This window comes from Nocardioides caldifontis (genome assembly GCF_008087345.1).
In the GTDB taxonomy this organism is placed as follows: Bacteria; Actinomycetota; Actinomycetes; order Propionibacteriales; family Nocardioidaceae; genus Marmoricola_A; species Marmoricola_A caldifontis.
The window spans coordinates 105,868-127,484 of the sequence record NZ_VHIB01000011.1 but is presented as its reverse complement, the minus strand read 5'-3'; the positions used below and the strand labels follow the sequence as shown (position 1 = coordinate 127,484).

At 74.8% G+C, this 21,617-nt stretch carries 24 protein-coding genes and 1 riboswitch; of the genes, 14 read left to right on the top strand and 10 right to left on the bottom strand.

All coding sequences use genetic code 11. The features are described 5' to 3' along the window. Window positions 1-2: 2 nt before the first annotated feature. Both FIP57_RS17820 and FIP57_RS17815 read right to left on the bottom strand, forming a co-directional pair. Window positions 3-1,328, bottom strand: coding sequence for a hypothetical protein (locus tag FIP57_RS17820; RefSeq protein WP_148574888.1), 1,326 nt, complete (start codon window positions 1,326-1,328; stop codon window positions 3-5). Continuing rightward, window positions 1,325-1,858, bottom strand: a complete 534-nt coding sequence (locus tag FIP57_RS17815; RefSeq protein WP_148574887.1) for a SigE family RNA polymerase sigma factor — start codon at window positions 1,856-1,858, stop codon at window positions 1,325-1,327. The genes FIP57_RS17820 and FIP57_RS17815 overlap by 4 nt, the downstream gene beginning before the upstream one ends. A gap of 133 nt (window positions 1,859-1,991) precedes the next feature. On the opposite strand from FIP57_RS17815, the gene FIP57_RS17810 reads away from it, so the two are divergent. The 10 genes from FIP57_RS17810 to FIP57_RS17765 all read left to right on the top strand — a co-directional run bounded on the left by FIP57_RS17810 (window position 1,992) and on the right by FIP57_RS17765 (window position 10,772). Next, the gene (locus FIP57_RS17810) at window positions 1,992-3,059 is read left to right on the top strand and encodes a quinone-dependent dihydroorotate dehydrogenase (protein WP_148574886.1); all 1,068 of its coding nucleotides are present in this window, start codon (window positions 1,992-1,994) and stop codon (window positions 3,057-3,059) included. Beyond that, on the top strand, window positions 3,056-3,883 hold the full coding sequence (pyrF, locus tag FIP57_RS17805; protein ID WP_148574885.1) for an orotidine-5'-phosphate decarboxylase: 828 nt from the start codon (window positions 3,056-3,058) through the stop codon (window positions 3,881-3,883). Before FIP57_RS17810 ends, pyrF begins: the two co-directional genes overlap by 4 nt. Further along, window positions 3,880-4,323: a hypothetical protein gene (locus FIP57_RS17800; RefSeq protein ID WP_148574884.1), complete on the top strand. Its 444-nt coding sequence runs from the start codon at window positions 3,880-3,882 to the stop codon at window positions 4,321-4,323. Before pyrF ends, FIP57_RS17800 begins: the two co-directional genes overlap by 4 nt. 92 nt (window positions 4,324-4,415) lie before the next feature. Next, window positions 4,416-4,748, top strand: a complete 333-nt coding sequence (mihF, locus tag FIP57_RS17795) for an integration host factor, actinobacterial type (protein ID WP_148574883.1) — start codon at window positions 4,416-4,418, stop codon at window positions 4,746-4,748. Beyond that, entirely contained in the window at window positions 4,745-5,335 is a 591-nt protein-coding gene (gmk, locus tag FIP57_RS17790; protein ID WP_148574882.1) for a guanylate kinase, read from the top strand. The genes mihF and gmk overlap by 4 nt, the downstream gene beginning before the upstream one ends. Before the next feature lie 45 nt (window positions 5,336-5,380). Further along, window positions 5,381-5,707 (top strand): DNA-directed RNA polymerase subunit omega, encoded by a 327-nt coding sequence (gene rpoZ, locus FIP57_RS17785; RefSeq protein ID WP_275266173.1) that lies wholly within the window; start codon window positions 5,381-5,383, stop codon window positions 5,705-5,707. A 25-nt stretch (window positions 5,708-5,732) separates the two neighbouring features. Then, complete coding sequence (gene coaBC, locus FIP57_RS17780) at window positions 5,733-6,974, top strand: bifunctional phosphopantothenoylcysteine decarboxylase/phosphopantothenate--cysteine ligase CoaBC (RefSeq protein WP_148574881.1); 1,242 nt, start codon at window positions 5,733-5,735, stop codon at window positions 6,972-6,974. 84 nt (window positions 6,975-7,058) lie between these two features. Further along, window positions 7,059-8,255, top strand: a complete 1,197-nt coding sequence (metK, locus tag FIP57_RS17775; protein ID WP_148574880.1) for a methionine adenosyltransferase — start codon at window positions 7,059-7,061, stop codon at window positions 8,253-8,255. Between the two features lie 93 nt (window positions 8,256-8,348). After that, entirely contained in the window at window positions 8,349-8,624 is a 276-nt protein-coding gene (locus tag FIP57_RS17770; protein WP_148574879.1) for a DUF6458 family protein, read from the top strand. 66 nt (window positions 8,625-8,690) lie between these two features. Further along, window positions 8,691-10,772, top strand: a complete 2,082-nt coding sequence (locus FIP57_RS17765) for a primosomal protein N' (RefSeq protein WP_148574878.1) — start codon at window positions 8,691-8,693, stop codon at window positions 10,770-10,772. 13 nt (window positions 10,773-10,785) lie between these two features. Here FIP57_RS17765 and FIP57_RS17760 read toward each other — a convergent pair whose 3' ends face one another. From FIP57_RS17760 to FIP57_RS17740, 5 genes are all read right to left on the bottom strand, one after another. After that, window positions 10,786-12,501, bottom strand: a complete 1,716-nt coding sequence (locus tag FIP57_RS17760) for a sensor histidine kinase (RefSeq protein WP_148574877.1) — start codon at window positions 12,499-12,501, stop codon at window positions 10,786-10,788. Between the two features lie 42 nt (window positions 12,502-12,543). Then, on the bottom strand, window positions 12,544-13,218 hold the full coding sequence (locus FIP57_RS17755) for a universal stress protein (RefSeq protein WP_162529854.1): 675 nt from the start codon (window positions 13,216-13,218) through the stop codon (window positions 12,544-12,546). A gap of 88 nt (window positions 13,219-13,306) precedes the next feature. Next, on the bottom strand, window positions 13,307-13,957 hold the full coding sequence (locus FIP57_RS17750) for a response regulator (protein ID WP_238993571.1): 651 nt from the start codon (window positions 13,955-13,957) through the stop codon (window positions 13,307-13,309). 69 nt (window positions 13,958-14,026) lie between these two features. Further along, window positions 14,027-14,527, bottom strand: coding sequence for a flavodoxin family protein (locus FIP57_RS17745; RefSeq protein ID WP_148574874.1), 501 nt, complete (start codon window positions 14,525-14,527; stop codon window positions 14,027-14,029). Between the two features lie 91 nt (window positions 14,528-14,618). Further along, window positions 14,619-14,819, bottom strand: a complete 201-nt coding sequence (locus FIP57_RS17740; protein ID WP_148574873.1) for a DUF1918 domain-containing protein — start codon at window positions 14,817-14,819, stop codon at window positions 14,619-14,621. A 212-nt stretch (window positions 14,820-15,031) separates the two neighbouring features. Between FIP57_RS17740 and def the strand changes: the two genes are divergently transcribed. From def to FIP57_RS17725, 3 genes are read left to right on the top strand one after another with little or no spacing between them, the layout of a single operon-like run. Next, on the top strand, window positions 15,032-15,574 hold the full coding sequence (gene def / locus FIP57_RS17735; protein ID WP_148574872.1) for a peptide deformylase: 543 nt from the start codon (window positions 15,032-15,034) through the stop codon (window positions 15,572-15,574). A 16-nt stretch (window positions 15,575-15,590) separates the two neighbouring features. Continuing rightward, the gene (gene fmt, locus FIP57_RS17730; protein ID WP_148574871.1) at window positions 15,591-16,535 is read left to right on the top strand and encodes a methionyl-tRNA formyltransferase; all 945 of its coding nucleotides are present in this window, start codon (window positions 15,591-15,593) and stop codon (window positions 16,533-16,535) included. Beyond that, window positions 16,535-17,962, top strand: a complete 1,428-nt coding sequence (locus FIP57_RS17725; protein ID WP_148574870.1) for an RsmB/NOP family class I SAM-dependent RNA methyltransferase — start codon at window positions 16,535-16,537, stop codon at window positions 17,960-17,962. The genes fmt and FIP57_RS17725 overlap by 1 nt, the downstream gene beginning before the upstream one ends. 9 nt (window positions 17,963-17,971) lie before the next feature. Here FIP57_RS17725 and FIP57_RS17720 read toward each other — a convergent pair whose 3' ends face one another. From FIP57_RS17720 to FIP57_RS17710, 3 genes are all read right to left on the bottom strand, one after another. Continuing rightward, complete coding sequence (locus FIP57_RS17720; RefSeq protein WP_238993570.1) at window positions 17,972-19,663, bottom strand: SulP family inorganic anion transporter; 1,692 nt, start codon at window positions 19,661-19,663, stop codon at window positions 17,972-17,974. Further along, complete coding sequence (locus FIP57_RS17715) at window positions 19,660-19,998, bottom strand: ArsR/SmtB family transcription factor (RefSeq protein ID WP_148574869.1); 339 nt, start codon at window positions 19,996-19,998, stop codon at window positions 19,660-19,662. The genes FIP57_RS17720 and FIP57_RS17715 overlap by 4 nt, the downstream gene beginning before the upstream one ends. A gap of 76 nt (window positions 19,999-20,074) precedes the next feature. Next, a complete protein-coding gene (locus FIP57_RS17710; protein ID WP_148574868.1) occupies window positions 20,075-20,608 on the bottom strand; it encodes a hypothetical protein in 534 nt (177 codons plus the stop codon). A gap of 117 nt (window positions 20,609-20,725) precedes the next feature. Between FIP57_RS17710 and rpe the strand changes: the two genes are divergently transcribed. Beyond that, window positions 20,726-21,391: a ribulose-phosphate 3-epimerase gene (gene rpe, locus FIP57_RS17705; RefSeq protein WP_148574867.1), complete on the top strand. Its 666-nt coding sequence runs from the start codon at window positions 20,726-20,728 to the stop codon at window positions 21,389-21,391. A 38-nt stretch (window positions 21,392-21,429) separates the two neighbouring features. Continuing rightward, window positions 21,430-21,560: riboswitch (FMN riboswitch) on the top strand. Window positions 21,561-21,617: the final 57 nt, after the last annotated feature.

The window sequence follows — 21,617 nt, the reverse complement described above, 5'->3', positions numbered from 1 at the left end:
GGTCAGCCGGCCAGCTCGCCGAGGTGCTCGGTCATGCCCCGGCCGCGGTTCACCGGCGTGTTCCACAGGAACATCCCCTCGGGCACCGGTCCGCCGGAGGTCCACGACGACAGGCTCCCGCTGACCCGGACCAGCTCCCCGGACCCGAGGTCGTAGAGGTAGGTGCCCGTGGTGCCGCGCCCGCGCGCCGTGACCGCCACGATCCCGTCGCCCTCCGGGGAGGCGAGCCACCCCTCGATGTCGCTGCCCTGCAGGGTGACCACCTGGCCGCCGTCGGTGTCGAGCACCTGGACCCGGTCGTCGCGGACCCCGTCGTCGTACGTGCCGCAGTACTGCCCGAGCACCACCCGCTCCTCGGTCGCGCCGAAGGAGAGCAGGTTGCACCTCTCGCCCGACCGCGGGTCGAAGGCGCGCTCCTCACCGGTGTCGAGGTCCCGGACGTGCACGCGTCCGGCGTCGCCGTTGGTGGCGTCGGTCCACACCATCGAGGAGTCGGTGAACGCGAGCGAGCCGAGGGTCAGCCCCTCGTCACGCACGTCGCTGGGGTCGGTCAACGACGCCGACCAGAGCCGGTAGGTGTCGCCATCGGCGTCGGCGTCGTCCGCCTCGCCGTCGGGCCCCGTCGGCCAGCCACCCTCCGGTGGCTCGCCCCGCGTCGCGGGTACCCGGACGTAGAGCCGGCCGTCCGGACCGACCTGGGCCGTCGGCCCGTCCACCTTGGGCAGCCCTGCCCAGCGGAGCTCGTCCCACTGCCCGCTCGCACGGTCGTAGACGTGCGCCACCAGCGCGACCTTCGCCCCGCCCTCGGCCGTGACCAGCACCAGCCGGTCCTCGCCGAGCTCGACCGGCCAGGTCTGCAGCCCGCCGACGCCCGGGGACGGCAGCCACTGCTTGTGGCCGGTCGCCGGGTCCATCAGAGCGAAGCGCGGCTCCGGCTGCTCCATCCGGGGCCCGTCCCGGAACAGCACCAGCCGGTCGTCGGTCACCCCGTCGAAGTACTGCCCGTTGTCGCTGTCGAGGTCCTCGTTGGTGTGCGAGACGAGCAACCGGTAGTCCTCGCCCTCGACGGCGGAGGACGCGTCGGAGAGCCGCACCAACGGGGCGTCCGGCCGGGGCACCCCGGCCGCCTGCAGGTCCGTCGTCCCGCCGAACGGCACCAGCGCGGCCGTGGCGACGACGGCGGCGGTGCCCAGCGTGGTGCCGCCCAGCGCGGCGAGCCGCCGGCGGCGGACCCGGCGTCGGCCCCCGACGAGCACCGACGCCACGTCGAGGTCGTCGGGTGGCGCGGAGGCGGCGTGGTCGCTCAACAGCTCTCGGAGGTCGTTCACCGTGCGGCTCCTTCGGTAGTGAGGGCGCCCAGAGTCGAGCCCAGCGGCGACCCCTCGAACATCGACCGGAGCGAGGCGAGCGCGCGGGAGGTCTGGCTCTTCACGGTGCCTTCGCTGCACCCGAGGACGGCGGCGGCGTCGGCGACGCTGAGGTCGTCGAAGAACCGCAGCACCACGCACGCCCGCTGCCTCGCCGGCAACGCCGCGAGCGCCGACGCCACGGCGTCGCGCACCACCACCGACTCGGCCACGTCCTGCCCCGACACGACGTCGGGGTGGGTGGCGGACGGCACCTCGCTGCTCGACCGGCGCCGGGCGTGGTCGAGGAAGGCGCTGACCACCGCCTTCCGCGCGTAGGCGTACTCACGCCCCGCCCGGGTGAGCCGCGGCCACGCGACGTACACCCGGATGAGCCCCTCCTGCACGTGGTCCGACGCCTGGTCCCAGTCGCCGCACATCAGGTAGGCCGTGCGGCGCAGCTGTCCCCGCACCGCCTCGGCGAACTCGACGAACGCCGCCTCGTCACGCATCGGTCACCCGCTCCATGCCTCTCCAACGGGGTGGGGGGGCGGGAAGGTTGCCTGGCACGGACCCCAGGTTCGCACCGTGCAAGACTGCGCCCATGGCCGCCGTCCGCCCTCCGCTCGTCAGGGGGTGCCGCCGATGAGGGCCTACGACGCGTTCTTCGACCGGGTCCTCACCCGCACCGACGCCGAGACCGCCCACCAGCAGGCCTTCCGAGCCATCCGCGGCGCGCGCCCGGCGACCGCGCTCATCGGCGCGCGGGTCCGTCGCCGGGCCACGCCGGTCCAGGCGATGGGGCTGACGTTCCCCGGCGTCCTCGGGCTGGCCGCCGGCTTCGACAAGAACGCCGAGGGGATCGACGCCCTCGGCGCCCTCGGCTTCTCCTTCGTCGAGATCGGCACGGTGACCGGCGAGCCGCAGCCCGGCAACGAGCGGCCACGGCTGTTCCGGCTGACGCAGGACCGCGCCGTGGTGAACCGGATGGGGTTCAACAACGACGGCGCCGAGGTCGTCGCCCGACGGCTGGCCCGCCGGGCGTCCATGCGCAGCCGCCGGTCGCACCCGGAGCCCGACGTGGTGCTCGGGGTCAACATCGGCAAGACGAAGGTGGTGCCGGAGGACGAGGCGGTCCGCGACTACGAGAAGAGCGCCCGGCTGCTCGCGCCGTACGCCGACTACCTGGTCGTCAACGTCTCCTCCCCGAACACCCCCGGGCTCCGCGACCTGCAGGCGGTCGAGAAGCTCGAACCGCTCCTGACCGCCGTACGCCGGACCGCGGACGAGGCGGCCGGGCGGAGGGTCCCGCTGCTGGTGAAGATCGCCCCCGACCTCGCCGACGCCGACGTCCTCGCGGTCGCCGACCTGGCGCTCGCGCTGCGGCTCGACGGCATCGTCGCGACCAACACCACGACCGCCCGTCACCCGCTGACCAGCACCCCCGACGAGGTGGCCGCCGTGGGAGCCGGGGGGTTGAGCGGTGCCCCGCTCCGCGACCGCGCCGAGGAGGTGGTGCGGCTGCTCCGCGACCGCGTCGGCCCGGAGCTCACGCTGATCGGCGTCGGGGGCATCTGCACCGCCGACGACGCCCGCGCCCGGCTGGCGGCGGGGGCGACCCTGCTGCAGGGCTACACCGGCTTCGTGTACGGCGGTCCCGCGTGGCCGCGGCGGCTCCAGCTCGCCCTGTCCGACCGGAGGAGGACCGCATGACGCCGTTCGGCGCCCGGGTCCGCGCGGCGACCGCCGAGCGCGGCCCGTTGTGCGCGGGCATCGACCCGCACCCGTCCCTGCTCGCCTCGTGGGGGCTCGGCGACGACGTCGCGGGGCTCGAGCGGTTCACGATGACCGCCGTCGAGGCACTCGCCGGCGAGGTCGCGCTCCTGAAGCCGCAGTCGGCGTTCTTCGAGCGCCACGGCTCCGCCGGCATCGCGGTGCTCGAGCGGGCCGTCGTCGCGGCCCGGTCGCTGGGCTCGCTCGTGGTCCTCGACGTGAAGAGGGGCGACATCGGCTCCACCGCCCAGGGGTACGCCGACGCCTACCTCGACCCCGCCGCGCCGCTGGCCGTGGACGCGATCACCGCCAGCCCGTTCCTGGGCGTCGGCTCGCTGGAGCCGATGTTCGCGACCGCGGAGCGCCACGGCGGGGGCGTCTTCGTCCTCGCGCTCACCTCCAACCCCGAGGGGCCGCAGGTCCAGCACGCGCGCACCACGGCCGGGCCGACCGTGGCGGCCACCGTCCTCGCGGCCCTCGCCGAGCGCAACGCCGGCGCGCAGCCGCTCGGGTCGTTCGGTGCCGTGGTCGGGGCCACGATCGGTCGGACCGACGAGGAGCTCGACGTCAACGGGCCGCTGCTCGTCCCGGGGGTGGGTGCGCAGGGCGGCTCCGCGGAGTCGGTGCGTGCGGTCTTCGGGGGCGCGCTGCCGAACGTGCTGCCGTCCAGCAGCCGCGAGATCCTCTCCGCCGGCCCCACGGAACAGGCGCTCCGGGACGCCGCGCGGCGCGCCAACGACGAGTTCGGCGCGCTGGTCGCGTGAGGCCGGCCGGCGCACGGCTCGTCGTGGCGCTGCTGCTCCTGGTCGGCCTGGCCGCGTGCAGCGACCAGGAGGACGCCTACTGCGACGCGCTGGCCGAGGAGCGGGAGACGCTGTCGGAGCTGGCGGGGAGCGGCTCCGCCGACGTCCTCGACCGGGCGCTCGCCTCGATGGAGCGGCTCCAGGAACAGGCCCCCGAGGAGCTGCGGGACGAGTGGGACACCGTCGTGCGCGCCTACCGGACGCTGGCGGACGCGGTCGCGGAGACCGGCGTCGACCCGGGCGGCTACGACCCCGAGGACCCGCCGGCCGGGGTGTCCCGCGACGACGTGCGCCGCCTGGAGGCCGCCGCCGGGACGGCCGGTTCCCCACGCGTGACCGACGCCAGCCGGGGTATCGAGGACCATGCGACGTCGGTCTGCGAGGTCGACCTCACCGGTTAGCCGCGCGGCCGCGTGACCCGCGTTGCCACCGTCAGCGAGCGGTGACTAGATTTCGTCCGTCCCCCCGCCCCCCACACGATGAGGTTCCCACAGTGGCGTTGCCGCGGCTGACCCCCGAACAGCGACAGGCGAACCTGGACAAGGCGGCTGCGTCCCGCAGGGAGCGGGCTGAGGTCAAGAACCGGCTCAAGCACTCGGGAGCCTCGATCCTCGAGGTACTCGAGCAGGGCCAGACCAACGAGGTCATCGGCAAGATGCGGGTCCTCGACCTGCTCCAGGCGATGCCCGGGCTCGGCAAGGTCCGCGCCCGCCAGATGATGGAGCGGCTCGGGATCTCGGAGAGCCGTCGGGTGCGCGGGCTGGGCAGCAACCAGATCGCCGCGCTGCAACGCGAGTTCGGCGGCTCGGACACCTCCGGGGCGTGACCTCGTCCGACGCCGACCACCCCCGCGGGCGGGCCCGGTTGACGGTGCTCGCCGGCCCCACCGCGGTGGGCAAGGGGAGCGTGTCGGCGTACATCCGTGACCACCACCCGGAGATCTGGATCTCGGTCTCCGCGACCACCCGCCCCCCGCGCCCGGGCGAGGTGCACGGGCAGCACTACTGGTTCGTCAGCGACGCCGAGTTCGACCGCATGGTCGAGGACGGCGAGCTGCTGGAGTGGGCGGTGGTGCACCGCAAGGCGCGCTACGGCACCCCGAGGGGCCCGGTCGAGGAGATGCTGGCCGCCGGCCGGCCGGCGCTGCTCGAGATCGACCTGCAGGGCGCCCGGCAGGTGCGGCGGTCGATGCCCGACGCGCTCTTCGTCTTCCTCAAGCCGCCGTCCTGGGAGGAGCTCGTCCGCCGGCTGATCGGCCGGGGCACCGAGTCGGAGGAGGAGCGCACCCGGCGGCTCGAGACGGCGCTGGTCGAGCTGGCCGCCGAGCCGGAGTTCGACGTGTCGGTGGTGAACAGCGAAATTCAGCAGGCGGGCGAGGAGTTGGTAGCCTTGATGGTGGAGCCGAGCGCCTGAGGGCGTCCTCCGACCGAATCCCGAGCGAAGCCGAGGCCTTCCCACGTGTCCGTGAACCCCGTCGCCGAGGGCATCACCAACCCGCCCATCGACGAGCTGCTGACCAAGACCGACTCCAAGTACCGCCTGGTGCTCTACGCCGCCAAGCGCGCGCGGCAGATCAACGCCTACTACTCGCAGCTCGGCGAGGGGCTCCTGGAGTACGTCGGTCCGCTGGTCGACACCCACGTGCAGGAGAAGCCGCTGTCGATCGCGCTGCGCGAGATCAACGAGGACCTCCTCACCGCCGAGGAGTACGACCCCGAGGCCGAGCCCGAGCTGACCGCCCCGGCGGCCCAGCCGGAGACCGGCTCCGACGACCTCCAGCTCTGACCCCCGGCTCCCCGCAGGTGCACGGGTGACGACCGCCGAGCCGGGAGCACGTCCCCGCGTCGTCCTCGGGGTGAGCGGTGGGATCGCGGCGTACAAGAGCTGTGAGCTGCTGCGCCGCTTCACCGAGTCCGGGCACGACGTCACCGTCGTGCCCACCGCGGCGGCGCTGCAGTTCGTCGGCGCCCCGACGTGGGCGGCGCTCTCGGGCAAGCCGGTGTCGCCCGAGGTGTGGGCCGACGTGCACGAGGTGCCCCACGTGCGGATCGGCCAGCAGGCCGACCTCGTCGTGGTCGCGCCGGCGACCGCCGACGTGCTGGCGAAGGCGGCCCACGGCATCGCCGACGACCTGCTGACCAACACCTTGCTCACCGCCCGGTGCCCGGTCGTGTTCGCACCGGCGATGCACACCGAGATGTGGGAGCACCCGGCGACGCAGGCCAACGTCGCGACGCTCCGTGCGCGGGGCAACGTCGTCATCGAGCCGGCCGAGGGGCGGCTCACCGGTGCCGACACCGGCAAGGGGCGGCTGCCGGAGCCGGGCGAGATCTTCGAGCTCGCCCGCGACGTGCTCGCCCGGCCCGGGGCGACCGGCGGCGACCTCGCCGGACGCCACGTCGTGGTGAGCGCCGGCGGGACCCGGGAGTACCTCGACCCGGTCCGGTTCCTCGGCAACCGCTCGTCCGGGCGCCAGGGGGTGGCGCTGGCCCGCACCGCCGCGGCCCGCGGCGCCGAGGTCACCCTCGTCGCCGCCAACGTCGCCGTCCCCGACCCCGCCGGGGTGAAGGTCGTGCGGGTCGAGACCACCGCCGAGCTCCGCGACGCCGTCCTCGAGGCGGCCGCCTCGGCGGACGCCGTGGTGATGGCGGCGGCCCCCGCGGACTTCCGGCCGGCCGCGCTGAGCGAGGCCAAGATCAAGAAGGCCGACGACGGCTCGGCGCCCGAGGTCCGGCTGGTCCAGAACCCCGACATCCTCGCCGAGCTCTCCCACCACCGCCCTCGGGAGGGGATGGTCGTGGTCGGGTTCGCGGCCGAGACCGGTGACGAGACCGGCTCGGTGCTCGACCACGCCCGCGCGAAGCTCGCTCGCAAGGGGTGCGACCTGCTGGTGGTCAACGACGTCAGCGGCGGCAAGGTGTTCGGCAGCCCGGAGAACGAAGCGGTCCTGCTCTCCCGCGACGGCTCGACCACCGAGGTCCCGCGCGGCTCGAAGGCCGCCCTGGCGCAGGTCATCTGGGACACGGTCTCGTCCAGGTGGCAGACCTCCTGAGGTTCTGTCACTGTCGGCGGTTATCGTGGCGCGGACACACGACCGCTGACGCGCGCCGAGGCGCAGGGCAAGGGGCACACGAACGTGACGGGACGACTTTTCACCTCTGAGTCGGTGACCGAGGGCCACCCGGACAAGATCGCCGACCAGATCAGCGACACCGTCCTCGACGCGCTCCTGCGCGACGACCCGCACAGCCGGGTCGCGGTGGAGACGCTGGTCACCACCGGGCTCATCGTGGTCGCCGGCGAGGTCACCACCGAGACCTACGCGCCGATCCCGCAGCTCGCACGCCAGCGGGTGCTCGACATCGGCTACGACAGCAGCGAGAAGGGGTTCGACGGCGCCTCCTGCGGTGTCCAGGTGGCGATCGGCGCGCAATCGCCCGACATCGCCCAAGGCGTCGACGACGCCTACGAGGAGCGCCACGACCACTCCGTCGACCCGCTGGACCGGCAGGGCGCGGGCGACCAGGGGCTGATGTTCGGCTACGCCTGCGACGACACCCCGGAGCTGATGCCGCTCCCGATCACCATCGCCCACCGGCTCTCCGAGCGGCTCTCCGAGGTCCGCAAGGACGGGACGCTGCCCTACCTGCGTCCCGACGGCAAGACCCAGGTCACCATCGAGTACGACGCCGAGGACCGTCCCGTCCGGGTCGACACCGTCGTCGTCTCCACGCAGCACGCCCGCGGCATCGACCTCGACAACATGCTCACCCCGGACATCAAGCAGCACGTCGTCGACGAGGTGCTCTCGAAGTTCGACGTCCCCTCCGACGACTACCGGCTGCTGGTGAACCCCACCGGCCGCTTCGAGATCGGCGGCCCGATGGGTGACGCCGGGCTCACCGGCCGCAAGATCATCATCGACACCTACGGCGGCATGGCCCGTCACGGCGGCGGCGCGTTCTCCGGCAAGGACCCGTCGAAGGTGGACCGCTCGGCCGCCTACGCGATGCGCTGGGTGGCGAAGAACGTCGTCGCCGCCGGGCTCGCGCGCCGCTGCGAGGTGCAGGTCGCCTACGCGATCGGCAAGGCGCACCCGGTCGGGCTCTTCGTCGACTGCTTCGGCACCGAGGTCGTCCCCGTCGAGTCGATCCAGAAGGCGGTCCTCGAGGTCTTCGACCTCCGGCCCGCGGCCATCATCCGCGACCTCGACCTGCTCCGGCCGATCTACGCCAAGACCGCGGCCTACGGCCACTTCGGCCGCGAGCTGCCGGAGTTCACCTGGGAGCGCACCGACCGGGTCGAGGCGCTGAAGGGTGCGGCCGGGGTCTGACCCCCGGCGCGCCGCCACCCGCCGCACGTTTTCGCGGCGACCGCTCCGGGCACGGTGGTCCGTGACCGGAGTTGTCGCTGGGGAAGGTGTGCCGTGGGCGTCGGTGTGTTCCTGCTGGTCCTCGGGGCGATCCTCGCGCTCGCCGTGCGGAGCGACTCCTCGGTCGTCGACCTGCAGGTCGTCGGGCTGATCCTCATGGTCGCCGGGGGCGCGATCGTCTACTTCGCGCGCCGCGGGGCCACCGCCGAGCGCGAGGTGGTGACCGTCGAGGACCGCCACGACCCCGACCGGACCGTGCGCACGGTCCGCGAGTCGGTGACCGAGCAGGACCCCACGGGCGGCGAGCCGCCGCCGACGTCGGCCGGCTGACCGTCCTCGGTCGGGCCGGAGGACGGGCGGTCGGGAGCGTCGGAGCCGGCTGGTTGAATCCGCCCCATGGCCGAGGAGGAGCAGGAGCAGTTCGCGCTGCTGCCGGCCCTGGCCAGGGCCCGGGAGGAGACGGCCGCGGCGACGCGGCGGACCCGGTCGAAGGACCGCACGCCCACCCCGGTCGAGCCTGCTCCCGCGCTGCCGGTGGCCCGCGTCCTGGTCGACGTCCCGCTGGCCCACCTCGACCGGCCGTTCGACTACCTGGTCCCCGCCGCGATGCACGAGCAGGTGGTCGTGGGCGGCCGGGTGAAGGTCCGCTTCGCCGGGCAGGACGTCGACGGGTTCGTCGTCGACCGGGTGGCCGAGAGCGACCACCCGGGGCGGCTGGCCCCGCTGCGCCGTGCGGTCAGCGCCGAGCCGGTGCTGAGCCCCGAGGTCGCGCGGCTCACCGAGGCCGTGGCGACCCGTTACGCCGGCACCCGCGCCGACGTGCTGCGGCTGGCCGTGCCGCCGCGCCACGCGACGGTGGAGAAGCGGCCCAGCCCCCCCGCCCCCGAGGCGCCGGCCCCGACCCGGGGCGGGGCGGCGTGGTGGAGCCGCTACACCGGCGGCGCGACGCTGGTCGAGGGGCTGGCCGCGGGTCGGGCCCCCCGGATGGTGTGGACCACCCTGCCCGGGGATGACTGGGCCTCGGGGCTCGCGCACGCCGCGGCCGCCACCCTCGCCTCCGGGCGCGGGGCGCTGCTCTGCGTCCCTGACCGCCGCGACCTCGACCGGCTCGACGCGGCGCTCCGGGAGGTGCTGGGGGAGGGGCGCCACGTCACCCTGACCGCCGACCTGGGTCCCTCCGCGCGCTACCGCTCGTTCCTGGCCGTCTCCCGCGGGGCGGTGCGGGTGGTCGCCGGCACCCGCGCCGCGGCGTTCGCCCCGGTGCACGACCTCGGGCTCGTCGCGACCTGGGACGACGGTGACGACCTCTTCGCCGAGCCGCGGGCGCCGTACCCCCACACGCGGGAGGTGCTGCTGCTCCGCGCACACGACGTCGGCTGCGCGGCGCTGCTCGGCGGGCATGCCCGCAGCGTGGAGGCCTCGTCGCTGCTCCGCACGAGGTGGGCCACCGAGCTGACGGCGCCACGCCAGGTGGTCCGCGACGCGGCGCCCCAGGTGGCGGTGACCGGTGCGACCGACCGGGAGCTGGAGCGGGACCCGGCGGCCCGGGTGGCCCGCGTGCCGCGCAGCGCCCACGCGACGATCCGTGCGGCGCTCGAGGTCGGCCCCGTGCTGGTCCAGACGCCGAGGAGCGGCTACGCCGCCACGCTGGTCTGCGACCGGTGCCGGGAGCCGGCGCGGTGCGTGGCCTGCTCGGGGCCGCTGCACCAGCCGCGGCGCCACGAGGCGCCACGCTGCCGGTGGTGCGGCCGGGAGGAGCCGGCCTGGCGGTGCCCGCACTGCGGCGGGACGGGGCTGCGTGCGCCGGTCGTGGGGGAGCTGCGCACCGCCGAGGAGCTCGGCCGGGCGTTCCCACGGGTGCCGGTGAAGCGCTCCTCCGGCGGCCGCGTGCTCGACGCCGTGGACGGTGCGCCGGCGATCGTGGTGGCGACGCCGGGGGCGGAGCCGGTCGCCGAGGGCGGCTACGCCGCGGTCGTGCTGCTCGACACCTGGCTCGCGCTGGCCCGGCCCGACCTGCGGTCGGCGGAGGAGGCGGTGCGCCGGTGGTTCAACGCCGCTGCGCTCGCCCGCCCGGGGCCCGAGGGCGGCAGGGTGGTGGCGGTCGGCGAGCCGTCCCACCCGGGGCTCCAGGCGCTCGTCCGCTGGGATCCCGCCGGATTCGCGGAGCGGGAGGCCGACGAGCGCCGCTCGGCGCACCTGCCGCCGGCCTCCCGGCTCGCGGTGCTGTCGGGGGGCGAGGAAGCGGTCGAGGAGGCCGTCACGGCGCTGGTGCTGCCCCCGGGGGCGGAGCTGCTCGGCCCCGTCCCCGTCCCGGAGCGGGAGCCGGGCGAGGAAGGGCCGCAGGTGCGCGTCATCGTGCGCGTCCCGCGGCGCCATGGCAACGCGCTCGGCGAGGCGCTGCGCACGGTGCAGCGCACCCGCTCGGCGAAGAAGCTCCCCGTGGTGCGGGTGCAGGTCGACCCCTACGCGCTGGGATGACGTGCCGGGCGGCTCAGCCCAGTGGGACCGACCAGACCAGGGTGGTGCCGTTCTCGGGGCGCGGGTCGTTGACGAGCAGCGTGCCTCTGCGGCGCTCCGCGCGCGCCCGGAGGTTGGCCAGCCCGCTGTGGCGCTCGGCGTCCCCGGGCCCGACCCCGTCGTCGACGACGGTGACGTCCAGGGTCGACGCCGTCGCGTGCAGCCGGACGGTGGCCGACCGGGCCCTCGCGTGCTTGGCGGTGTTGGTCAACGCCTCGCGCACGACCGCCAGGACGTCCTCGGAGAGCTCCTCGTCGCTGACCGCGTCGACAGGACCGTCGAAGCTCACGTGGGGCTCGAAACCGAGGGCCCGCGCGACGTGCGAGGAGACCTCGAGGACGGCTCCGCGGAGGCTGGCACCGGTGTAGCTGTGCGGCCGCAGCTGGAAGATCGACGTGCGGATCTGCTTGACGGCGTCGTCGAGGGTGTCGACGACGGTGTCGAGCATCTTGGCGGGGCCGTCGTCGGGGAGCCCGACCGCGACCCCCTGCACCGTCATGCCGGCGGCGAAGAGCTGCTGGATGACGTGGTCGTGCAGGTCCCGGGCGATGCGGGTGCGGTCCTCGAGCAACGCCATCCGCTCGCGGTCCTGGCGGGCCTCGGCGAGCTCGAGGGCGAGCGAGGCGTGGCCGGCGAACGTCGAGGCCATGTCGAGGTCGCTCTCGCTGAACCGTCGGCGCCCCTGCCGGCGCCCCGTGATGAGCACCCCGCGGACCCCGTCGGAGCTGTTCAGAGGGAGCAGCATGACCGGGCCGAGGCTGCGGACGTGGGGGAGCGGGGCGCCCTCGACGTCCCGCTGTGCAGCGTTGTCGACCAGCACCGGCCGGCCGGTGGTGAGCACGGTCTCGCTGATCGTGCCTGCCACCGGGACGGCGGTGCCTGCGAGGTGGTCGGAGTCCTCGCCCGCGACGGCGGGGATGGCAAGCGTGGTGCCGTCGGTGCCCGGCACGACGAGGCTCACGTGGTCGGCGTCGGCGAGCCGCAGCACGGTGTCGACGACGGTCTGCAGCGGCTTGCCGTCTCCGGGGGCGAGCACCTGGCGGGTGATCTCCGCCGAGGCCTGGAGCCAGTCCTGCCGACGTCGGCTCTCCTGGAACAGCCGGGCGTTGTCGATCGCCACCCCGGCCGTCGCGGCGAGCGACAGCGCCAGTGCCTCGTCGTCCTCGTCGAAGTGACCGGAGGCGCTCTCGGTCAGGTAGAGGTTGCCGAAGACCTCGTCGCGGACCCGCACGGGGACGCCGAGGAAGCTGTCCATCGGCGGGTGGCCCTCGGGGAAGCCGACGGAGCGGACGTCCTCGTCGAGGTGGTCGAGCCGGATCGGGTAGGGGTCGTCGATCAGTGCGCCGAGCAGCCCCTTGCCCTCCGGGAGGTGCCCGATCCGTCGTACGTCGGCCTCCTCCATGCCCACGTAGACGAACTCCTCGAGCCCGCTGCCGTCGGGGGCGATGACCCCCAGCGCGCCGTACCTGGCGCCGACGAGCTCGCAGGCCGCCTCCACGATGCGGCGCAGCACCGTGTGCAGGTCCAGGTCACCGACGATCGCCTGGTTCGCGGAGACGAGACCGCGCAGCCGCCCCTGGGTGTGCAGGGCCTCCTGGGCGCGCTCGATGAGCTGGGAGAGGAGCTCCTCGAGCCGGAGCTGCGGCACGTCGCCCATGCCGCTCGTACGTCGCTCGTGGCCCTCGTCCATGCGGTCAGGATAGGGGCGCGGGGCCGCGCTGTGGCTCGCCCTTCAGCCCCTCTCGGGGGAGACCAGCACGACCGGGCTCTCGGAGCGCTGCAGCACGTCGAAGGCGGTGCCCCAGCCGGCGCGGGCCGGTGGTGACCCGGGCCGGTGATGGCCGGGGCGCGCGACGAGGACCAGCGAGGTGCTGCCGGACCGCTCCACCACGCGACGGGAGGCGTCCGGTCCCCGGTCCTCGAGGACCAGCAGGTCGACGCCCCGGCGGTCGGCGTAGTCGACTGCGAAGTGGAGCACGTGCCGGTCGCTCTCGGCGTCCCTGAGGGCCGCGACGACGGGCCGGCCCTGCCTTGCCCGGCGGCGCTGCCAGCTCGCGGCGGTCCGGGTGACGGCGGCGGCCTGGTCGCCGACGGCGGGCAGGAGCGCCTCGGGCCGCAGCAGCCGCACGAGGGTCTCGACGGGGACCGACGGGACCAGCCGGTGTACCCACGTCACCGCCTCGTCGAGGAGCCGCTGGCTGCGGGCCCGTACCTCGGCGCGTGCCACGTGGCGCTCGGCGTAGGACATCTCCGGGGGCAGGTGCCCGGCCGCGTGGGTCAGCAGCAGCCGCCGCCCCGACGACGCGGCCTCCTCGGCCGCCCACTCCAAGGTGGCGTGGTCCTCGGCCGTGCCCGCGATCGCGACCACGACCGGACGGTCGTCGTGCTTCGGTGCGGTGCTGCTCACGGGTGCGCTCCTCGGGGTCCCGTCCCAAGGGTCGGCGCGGCACCGGGCCCGCCGCAGGGGAGGGCGACACCAGCCGGAAGGTCTTAGGTCACTGGGGAGGGCCGAGCAGCTTGGTGGCCAGCACGGCGGCCTGGGTCCGGCGCTCGAGGCCGAGCTTGTGGAGCAGCGCCGAGACGTAGTTCTTCACGGTCTTCTCGGCGAGGAACATCTTCTCGCTGATCTGCCGGTTGGTGAGCCCCTCGGCGATGTGACCGAGCAGCTTCATCTCCTGCTCGGTGAGGTTCGCCAGCTCCGGCGCGACCTGCGGGCCGTTGCGGACCCGGTCGAGGACCCGCGCCATCAGCGCCGGGTCGATCAGCGACTGCCCGGCCGCCACCCGTTTGATCGCGTCGAGGAGGTCGTTGCCCCGGACGTCCTTGAGGACGTAGCCGGCCGCCCCGGCCATGATCGCGGCGAAGAGCGCCTCGTCGTCGTCGTACGAGGTGAGGATGAGCGCGTTCAGCGACGGGTCGACAGAGCGGATCTGCCGGCACACCTCGATCCCCGAGCCGTCGGGAAGCCGGGCGTCGAGGACCGCGACGTCCGGGCGGAGGGCGGGGATCCGGTGTGAAGCGTCGGTGGCGGACGCTGACTCGCCGATCACCTCGATCTGGCCGGAGGCCTCCAGCATCACCTTCAGCCCCGCACGGACCACCTCGTGGTCGTCGAGGAGGTAGACCGTGATCTTCTCGCCCGTCATGGGCCCATTCCACCCCATGGCGGAGTGGCTGCGCCAAGTCCCCCGCGCAGAGCCGTGACCTTCGGCTGGTCAGCCGAACACACGCACGTCGGTGAGCGCCCGCCCCCAGGCCTCGGCACGCTCGAGCTCACCGCGCACGAGCGGGCCCGCCATGTCCTCGACGTAGAAGCTCTCGCGCCCCACCACCCGTCCGCGGTGGTGACGGCGGAGCTCCCGCTCCGCGCCCTTGGCCGCCGAGCCCGGCAGCTTCGCGACCTTCGCGACCCGGGTGTCGAACGTGGCGATCGGCACCTCAAGCCGCTTCGGCAGCCGGCCCAGCCACTCGCGGACGCCGACCTCCTCGCCGCCCCGCGGTGCGCCCTTCTGGTGCGCGTCGCGCCGGGTCGACGCCCGGCTCATCGAGAACGCGTGCGTCGGTCCGCCCACGACGAGCAGCTCGACGCCCTCGAGCTCCTGCTCCGTCGCGGCTCCGACCTCGACGACCCGCGCGCCCCCGAGCCCCCGGGCGACGGCCCGCGCGACCTCCTCGGTGTTGCCCCACATCGACTCGTAGACCACCAAGGCCTCCATGACGGCCTCCTTCCACTCACCTCCACGGTGGTCCCCAGGGGAGCTTCTCGGCAGGGCCGATCGGCACCAGCCGGCGGTGGCGGTGGTGGTGCTACCGCTCCTGCGGCTGGCGGTGCTCCACGAAGGCGTCGGGGCCGGGGTAGACGAGCCCCTCGTGGCCGTCGTCCGACCAGCGCACGACGTACGGAGGGGCGCCGTCGTCGCCCCTCACCTCGGTGATCTCCCCGTCCCGGACGTGACCGTCGACGTGCGCACTCCGGACGACCAGACGGTCTCCTACGGACGCGTGCATGGTTCCTCCTCCCCGCTCACGTGCCGGTCCGGCGCGGACCGGCACGGTGCTGCCACGGTGCTGCCACGGCGGTGCCAATGGTGGTGCACAGTGCTACACCGCCATCCTGCGCCGGTCCTGCGCGCAGGTCGAGAGGGTCCGGCACCGGCAGCCCCGGACGCGCGCGGGCGGCTCAGTAGACTCGGCGACCGCGCACCTGAGGGAGGAACCACGTGAGCGTCCAGCCGATCCGCCTGTTCGGCGACCCGGTGCTCCGCACGCCGGCCACGCCGGTGACGGACTTCGACCTCGAGCTGCGCCGGCTGGTCCAGGACCTGACCGACACGATGCTCGACGCCCCGGGGGCCGGGCTGGCCGCGCCCCAGATCGGGGTCGGGCTCCGGGTCTTCACCTGGTTCGTCGACGGCGAGGTCGGCCACCTGGTCAACCCCGAGCTGACGCTGTCGGAGGAGAGCCAGGACGGCGAGGAGGGGTGCCTCTCGATCCCCGACCTCACCTTCGACTGCCGGCGGGCGCTCCGCGCCGTCGCCCGCGGGTTCGACATGTACGGCGAGCCGGTGACCGTCGAGGGCTCCCACCTCCTCGCCCGCGCCCTGCAGCACGAGACCGACCACCTCGACGGGATCCTCTTCGTCGAACGGCTCGACCGCGAGACCCGCAAGCAGGCGATGCGGGCGATCCGCGAGGCCGACTGGTTCGGCGCCCCACCGACGATCAAGGTCAGCCCGCACCCGACCCGCGGCCTCGGGCTGTGACGGCGGGGCGCTGCTGATGCGCGTCGTCTTCGCCGGCACCCCGGAGGTGGCGCTGCCGTCGCTCCGCGCGATCGCCGCGAGCCGCCACGAGCTGGTCGGCGTCGTCACCCGGCCGGACGCGCCGGCCGGACGCGGCCGACGGCTCGTGGCCTCGCCGGTCGCCGCTCTCGCCGAGGAGCTCGGCGTCCCGGTGCTGAAGCCCGCGCACCCGAAGGAGCCCGAGTTCCAGGAGGAGCTCCGCGCCCTGGAGCCCGACTGCTGCCCGGTCGTCGCCTACGGAGCGCTGCTCCCGCAGTCGGCCCTCGACATCCCCCCGCACGGCTGGGTCAACCTGCACTTCTCGCTGCTCCCGGCCTGGCGCGGTGCGGCTCCGGTCCAGCGGGCGGTCTGGGCGGGCGACGAGGTCACGGGTGCCACGACGTTTCGGATCGTGCGCGAGCTCGACGCCGGTCCGACGTACGGCGTGGTGACCGAGCGGGTCCGGCCGACCGACACCGCCGGCGACCTGCTGGCCAGGCTCGCCGACGCGGGCGCGCCGCTCCTCGTCGCGACTCTCGACGGCATCGAGGACGGCGCGCTGGAGGCGCGGCCGCAGCCGCCGGAGGGCGTGTCGTTCGCACCCAAGGTGCTCGTCGAGGAGGCCGAGGTGCGCTGGACCGAGCCGGCGATGGCGGTCGACCGTCGGGTCCGGGCCTGCACCCCGGCGCCGGGGGCGTGGACGACGTTCGAGGGCGAGCGGTTCAAGCTCCTCCCGGTCCGTCCCGACCCGGCGGGGCCTCGGATCGCCCCGGGGGAGCTCGCGGTCGCCAAGGACGCCGTGCACGTGGGCACCGCCACCGACCCGGTGCGGCTCGGTGACGTCAAGCCGTCCGGCAAGAAGCAGATGGGTGCCGCCGACTGGGCCCGCGGCGTCCGCGTCGCGAGTGGCGCGCGGTTCGGTATGGACGCGGCGGACGGCTGATGGCCGACCCGCGGTCCCGACCCGCACGCGACCGCCGCCGGCGCGCCGGCGGGCGGCCGCCACGCCCCCGGGTGAAGGCCGACCCGCCCCGGCTCGCGGCGCTCGAGGTCCTGCGCGCGGTCGCCGAGCAGGACGCCTATGCGAACTTGCTGCTCCCGGCGCGGCTCGAGGCGCACGGCCTCACCGGGCGGGACGCGGCGTTCACCACCGAGCTCGTGTCCGGGACCCTGCGCCGGCAGGGCACCTACGACGCCGTCATCGCCGCCTGCGCGCGCCGGCCGGTCACCAAGCTCCAGCCCGCTGTCCTCGACGTGCTCCGGCTCGGGGCCCACCAGCTGCTGGCCATGCGGGTGCCCGCGCACGCCGCGGTCGCCACCTCCGTCGAGCTGGTCCGGGCCACCGTCGGCCAGGGCCCGTCGGGGCTGGTGAACGCCGTGCTGCGGCGGGTCGGGGAGCAGCCGCTCGACGCCTGGGTCCGCGCCGTCGCGCCCGACCCGGCGCACGACCCGCACGGGTTCGCGGCGGTCGCGCACTCCCACCCGCGCTGGGCCGTCGACGCGCTCGCCGAGGCGCTGGGCGACCGCTCCGCCGAGCTGGAGACGCTGCTCGCGAACGACAACGACCCGCCCCGGGTCACCCTCGTGGCCCGGCCCGGACTGGCCACGACCGACGAGCTCCTGGCCGCCGGCGCGGCGGCGGCGACGTACTCGCCCTGGGCGGTCGTCCTCCCCGGCGGTGACCCCGGTGCCCTGCCCGCCGTGCAGGAAGCGCGCGCCGGGGTGCAGGACGAGGGGTCGCAGCTGGTCGCGCTCGCACTCACCCGGGCCGAGGTGGACGGGCCGGACCAGCAGTGGCTCGACCTGTGCGCCGGTCCCGGTGGGAAGGCGGCGCTGCTGGCCGCGGTCGCCGCCGGCCGGGGCGGCCACCTGCTCGCCGTGGAGCGGCAGCCGCACCGCGCCGGGCTGGTCGTCGGTGCGGCCAGGGCGGTGCCGGAGGCGGCCGTCGACGTCGTGACCGCCGACGGCACGGTGCCGGCCTGGCCGCCGGGGAGCTTCGACCGCGTCCTCGTCGACGCCCCGTGCAGCGGGCTCGGCGCGCTGCGCCGGCGCCCCGAGTCCCGGTGGCGCCGGCGGCCCGAGGACCTGCCCGGCCTCGTCGCGCTCCAGGACGCGCTCGTTCGTTCGGCTGTCGACTCCGTGCGCCCGGGAGGGGTGGTGCTCTACGCGACCTGCTCACCGGTCGTGCAGGAGACCGGGGACGTCGTCCGGCGGCTCCTCGACGAGCGGCAGGACGTCACGATGGAGGACGCCGGCGGGCTGCTGCCCGAGGTGGGCGACGCCGCCGGCCCGGTCCCGGGGACCCTCCAGCTCTGGCCGCACCGCCACGGCACCGACGCGATGTTCCTCGCGCTGCTCCGCCGGCGTTGAGCCACCGGCTCACCCCGCGAGGTGACGGGCGTGGCGGCGCGCGTGCGCGACGGCGTCCGGGGTGCCGGCGAACAGGTGGCCACGGGACTCCAGGTGGGAGAGCAGCCCGGTGCGCTCGAGGACCCGCCGGAACCGGCCGGGGAGCCCGGAGACGAGCACGTCGATGCCGCGCCCCTCGAGGCTCCTGATGGTGTCGGCGAGGAGGGCCGCCGCCGTCGAGTCCAGGGTCGTCACGCGCGACATCCGCAGCACCACGACCCGGATGTCGCTGGCCGCCGTGAGCTCGAGAAGCGCGTCGTGGGCGCCGAGGAAGAACAGCGGCCCCTCGAGCCGGTAGGCGACGATGCGCTCGTGGAGCAGCGCCTGCTCCTCGGCGTCGTGGCGGCCCATGTCGGCCGGCTCCGTCGCCACCGGCTGGAGCTCGGCGGTCCGGGCGAGCTGCCGTAGTGCCAGCGCGCCGGCCAGCAGGATGCCGAGGACGACCGCGGTCGCGAGGTCGAGCAGGACGGTGGCGCAGAAGGTGATCGTGAGCACCGCGGCGTCCGAGCGGGAGGAGCGCCACAGTGCGCGCAGGCTCGACCCCTCGACCATCCGCGCCGCAGTGGCGACGAGGACCCCGGCCAGGGCGGCGAGCGGCACCTCCGCGACCACCGGTGCGAGGGCCAGCACGACGACGAGCAGCACGGCCGCATGGGTCAGCGACGCCAGCCTCGAACGCGCCCCGGTCCGCACGTTGACGGCCGTGCGGGCGATGGCCGCCGTGGCCGGGACGCCGCCGAACAACGGCGTCACGAGGTTCGCGACGCCCTGGCCGAACAGCTCGCGGTCAGGGTCGTGGCGCTCCGACACGCTCATCGCGTCGGCGACGGTCGCCGAGAGCAGGCTCTCCAGCGCGGCGAGTGCGGCGACGGCGAGCGCCGGGGGAGCGAGGACCCGGAGCTGCTCCCAGTCGAGCTCGGGCAGCGAGGGGGCGGGGAGCCCCGACGGCAGCGCGCCGATGGTGGCCAGCGGGAGCCCGGCGGCCGCGGTGGCCACGGTGGCGCCCACGACGGCGACGAGCGCGCCGGGCACGGAGGGGCGGAGCCGGCCGACGACGAGGACGGTCGCGGCCACGGCGGTCGCCACCAGCGGGGCGGTCCACCGTGGGTCGGCGAGCCAGGTGGCCACGGCGTCCGCGGTGACGGCCACGACGGCCTCGCCCTCGCCCGCTACGCCGAGCGCGGACGGCAGCTGCTGGAGCGCGATGATCACCGCGATGCCCAGGGTGAACCCCTCGATGACGGGCAGGGGCACGAGGCGGACGTACTTCCCGAGCCCCGCGAGTGCGGCGACCACCAGCAGCGCGCCGGCCATCAGCCCGACGACGAGCACCCCACCCGCCCCGTGCAGCGCCACGATCGGCACCAGGACGACCGTCATCGCGCCCGTCGGGCCGGAGACCTGCAGGTTGCTGCCGCCGAACAGCGCGGCGAGCGCGCCGGCGACGATGGCGGTGACCAGCCCCGCGGCGGCGCCCATGCCGCTGGAGATCCCGAACGCCAGCGCCAGCGGGAGCGCGACGACGCCGACGGTCACCCCGGCGACCAGGTCCCGTCCGGGGGCCGAGGTCATCGCGCGGTAGTCCTCGCGACGGGGGAGCACCGCCCTGAGCCGGCTGCCGACCGACGTGGTGCTCCTCACGCCCTGGGGCGCCGCGGTCACCTCGGCTCGCCGGTGCGGGAGAGCTCGTCGACGAGCCCGCCCTGTCCGGAGCTCTTGGTCTCGAGGATCCGGCGGGCGGCCAGGAGCAGGTCGCGGACCTCCGGGAGCGCGAGCGTGTAGATCACCTCACCGTGCTCACGCCGCTGGGTCACCAGCCCGGCGAGCCGCAGCACCCCCAGCTGCTGGGAGAGGTTCGAGGCCTCGACGTCGATCGCCGCGCGGAGCTCGTGGACCGCGCGGTCCTGCTCGGCGAGCAGCTCCAGCACCCGGATGCGGGCCGGGTGGCCGAGGGTGCGGAAGAACTCGGCCTTGGCCTGGTAGAGCGGGACGACCACGCGACCTCACTGACGACTTGAAGAAGTTTGCAAGTCGCCAGTCTAGGCCATGAGGCGGGCCTTCTCGCGCGGAACCTCAGCGCGGGGTGCTGCCCGGCGCCTGGGTCCCGTCGTCGGTGGTCGAGCCGTCGGCCACCGCGCGGTCGGTGGTCCCGGTCCCGGTGGTCCCGGTCCCGGTGACCCGGGTGCTGCCGGTGGTGCCGGGCTCGGTGTGTGCGGTGCCAGGCTCGGCGTGGTGGCCGGCGCCGGGGGTGTACCCCTTCGCCTTGTGGTTCACGTCCGGGTCGAGCCGGTCAGCCTCGCGGAGCCGGTCCTCGTACTTCGCCTGCTCGACCTGGGCGCCCTGGCGCGCCTCCTGGGCGTCGTGCTCAGCGCGCTCGGACTCCATCCGCAGCCGGGCGGCCCTCGCCTCGGCCTCCTTGGCCCGGACGTCCGCGTGGGCGACGCCGGAGGCCTTCGTGGCGGCCTCGTGCCGCAGCTCCTGGGCCCGGGCGCGGTCTCGCTCGGCCTTCTTCGCCTTCGACTTCCGCATCGCGACGGCGAGCAGCGCCAGCAGCGCGAGAACGACGAGGACCGCGACGACGATCCACACGATGGTCGAGGTGTCCATGAGCCCTCCCAGGGGTGACGGGACGTACCTGTTCGCCGATCGGATACCCCGTCGCCGAGCCCGGCAACCCCGGGCCGGCCCGGGGCGCGCAGGGAGCGGCACTACGATGCGGACGCCATGGGAATCCGCATCGCCCCGAGCCTGCTCGCCGCCGACTTCGCCCGACTCGGGGAGGAGGTCGCGCGGATCCCCAACGCCGACTGGTTGCACGTCGACGTCATGGACAACCACTTCGTGCCCAACCTGACCCTCGGGGTCCCGGTGGTCGAGGCACTGGGCAAGGTGGCCGAGGTCCCGATGGACCTCCACCTGATGATCGAGGACCCGGACCGCTGGGCCCCGGCGTACGTCGAGGCGGGCGCGGGCTCGGTGACCTTCCACGTCGAGGCCGCCACCGCACCCGTGCGGCTCGCCCGCGAGCTGCGCGCCCTCGGCGCGCGGGCCGGGATGGCGCTGCGCCCCGCGACCCCCGTCGAGCCCTACGAGGAGCTGCTCCCCGAGCTCGACATGCTGCTGGTGATGACCGTCGAGCCCGGGTTCGGCGGCCAGAAGTTCCTCGACCTCTGCCTGCCGAAGGTGCGCCGGGCGCGGCAGCTGCTCGACAAGCACGGACTGGAGCTCTGGCTGCAGGTCGACGGTGGGGTCTCGCTGGAGACCGTCGAGCGCTGCGCGGAGGCAGGTGCGGACACCTTCGTGGCCGGTTCGGCGGTCTTCGGGGCGGACGACCCGGTGGCGATGATCGACTCGCTCCGTGAGAAGGCGGAGGCCTCCCGCGCCTCCTGACCGGAGCTGTGCCAGACTCTTCCCACGAGTTTCGAAGCTCGCGTGTTCTGGGGTCGGTGAAATTCCGAGCCGGCGGTGAGAGTCCGCGACCCGGTCGCAAGCCAGCGTCCGGTTGACCAGGTGGAATTCCTGGACCGACGGTCAGAGTCCGGATGGGAAGCGCACGCGATGCCTCGGCGGCGCGGTCCCGACCGGCCGCCGGGCGCACGACGCCTCCCCCCTCCCC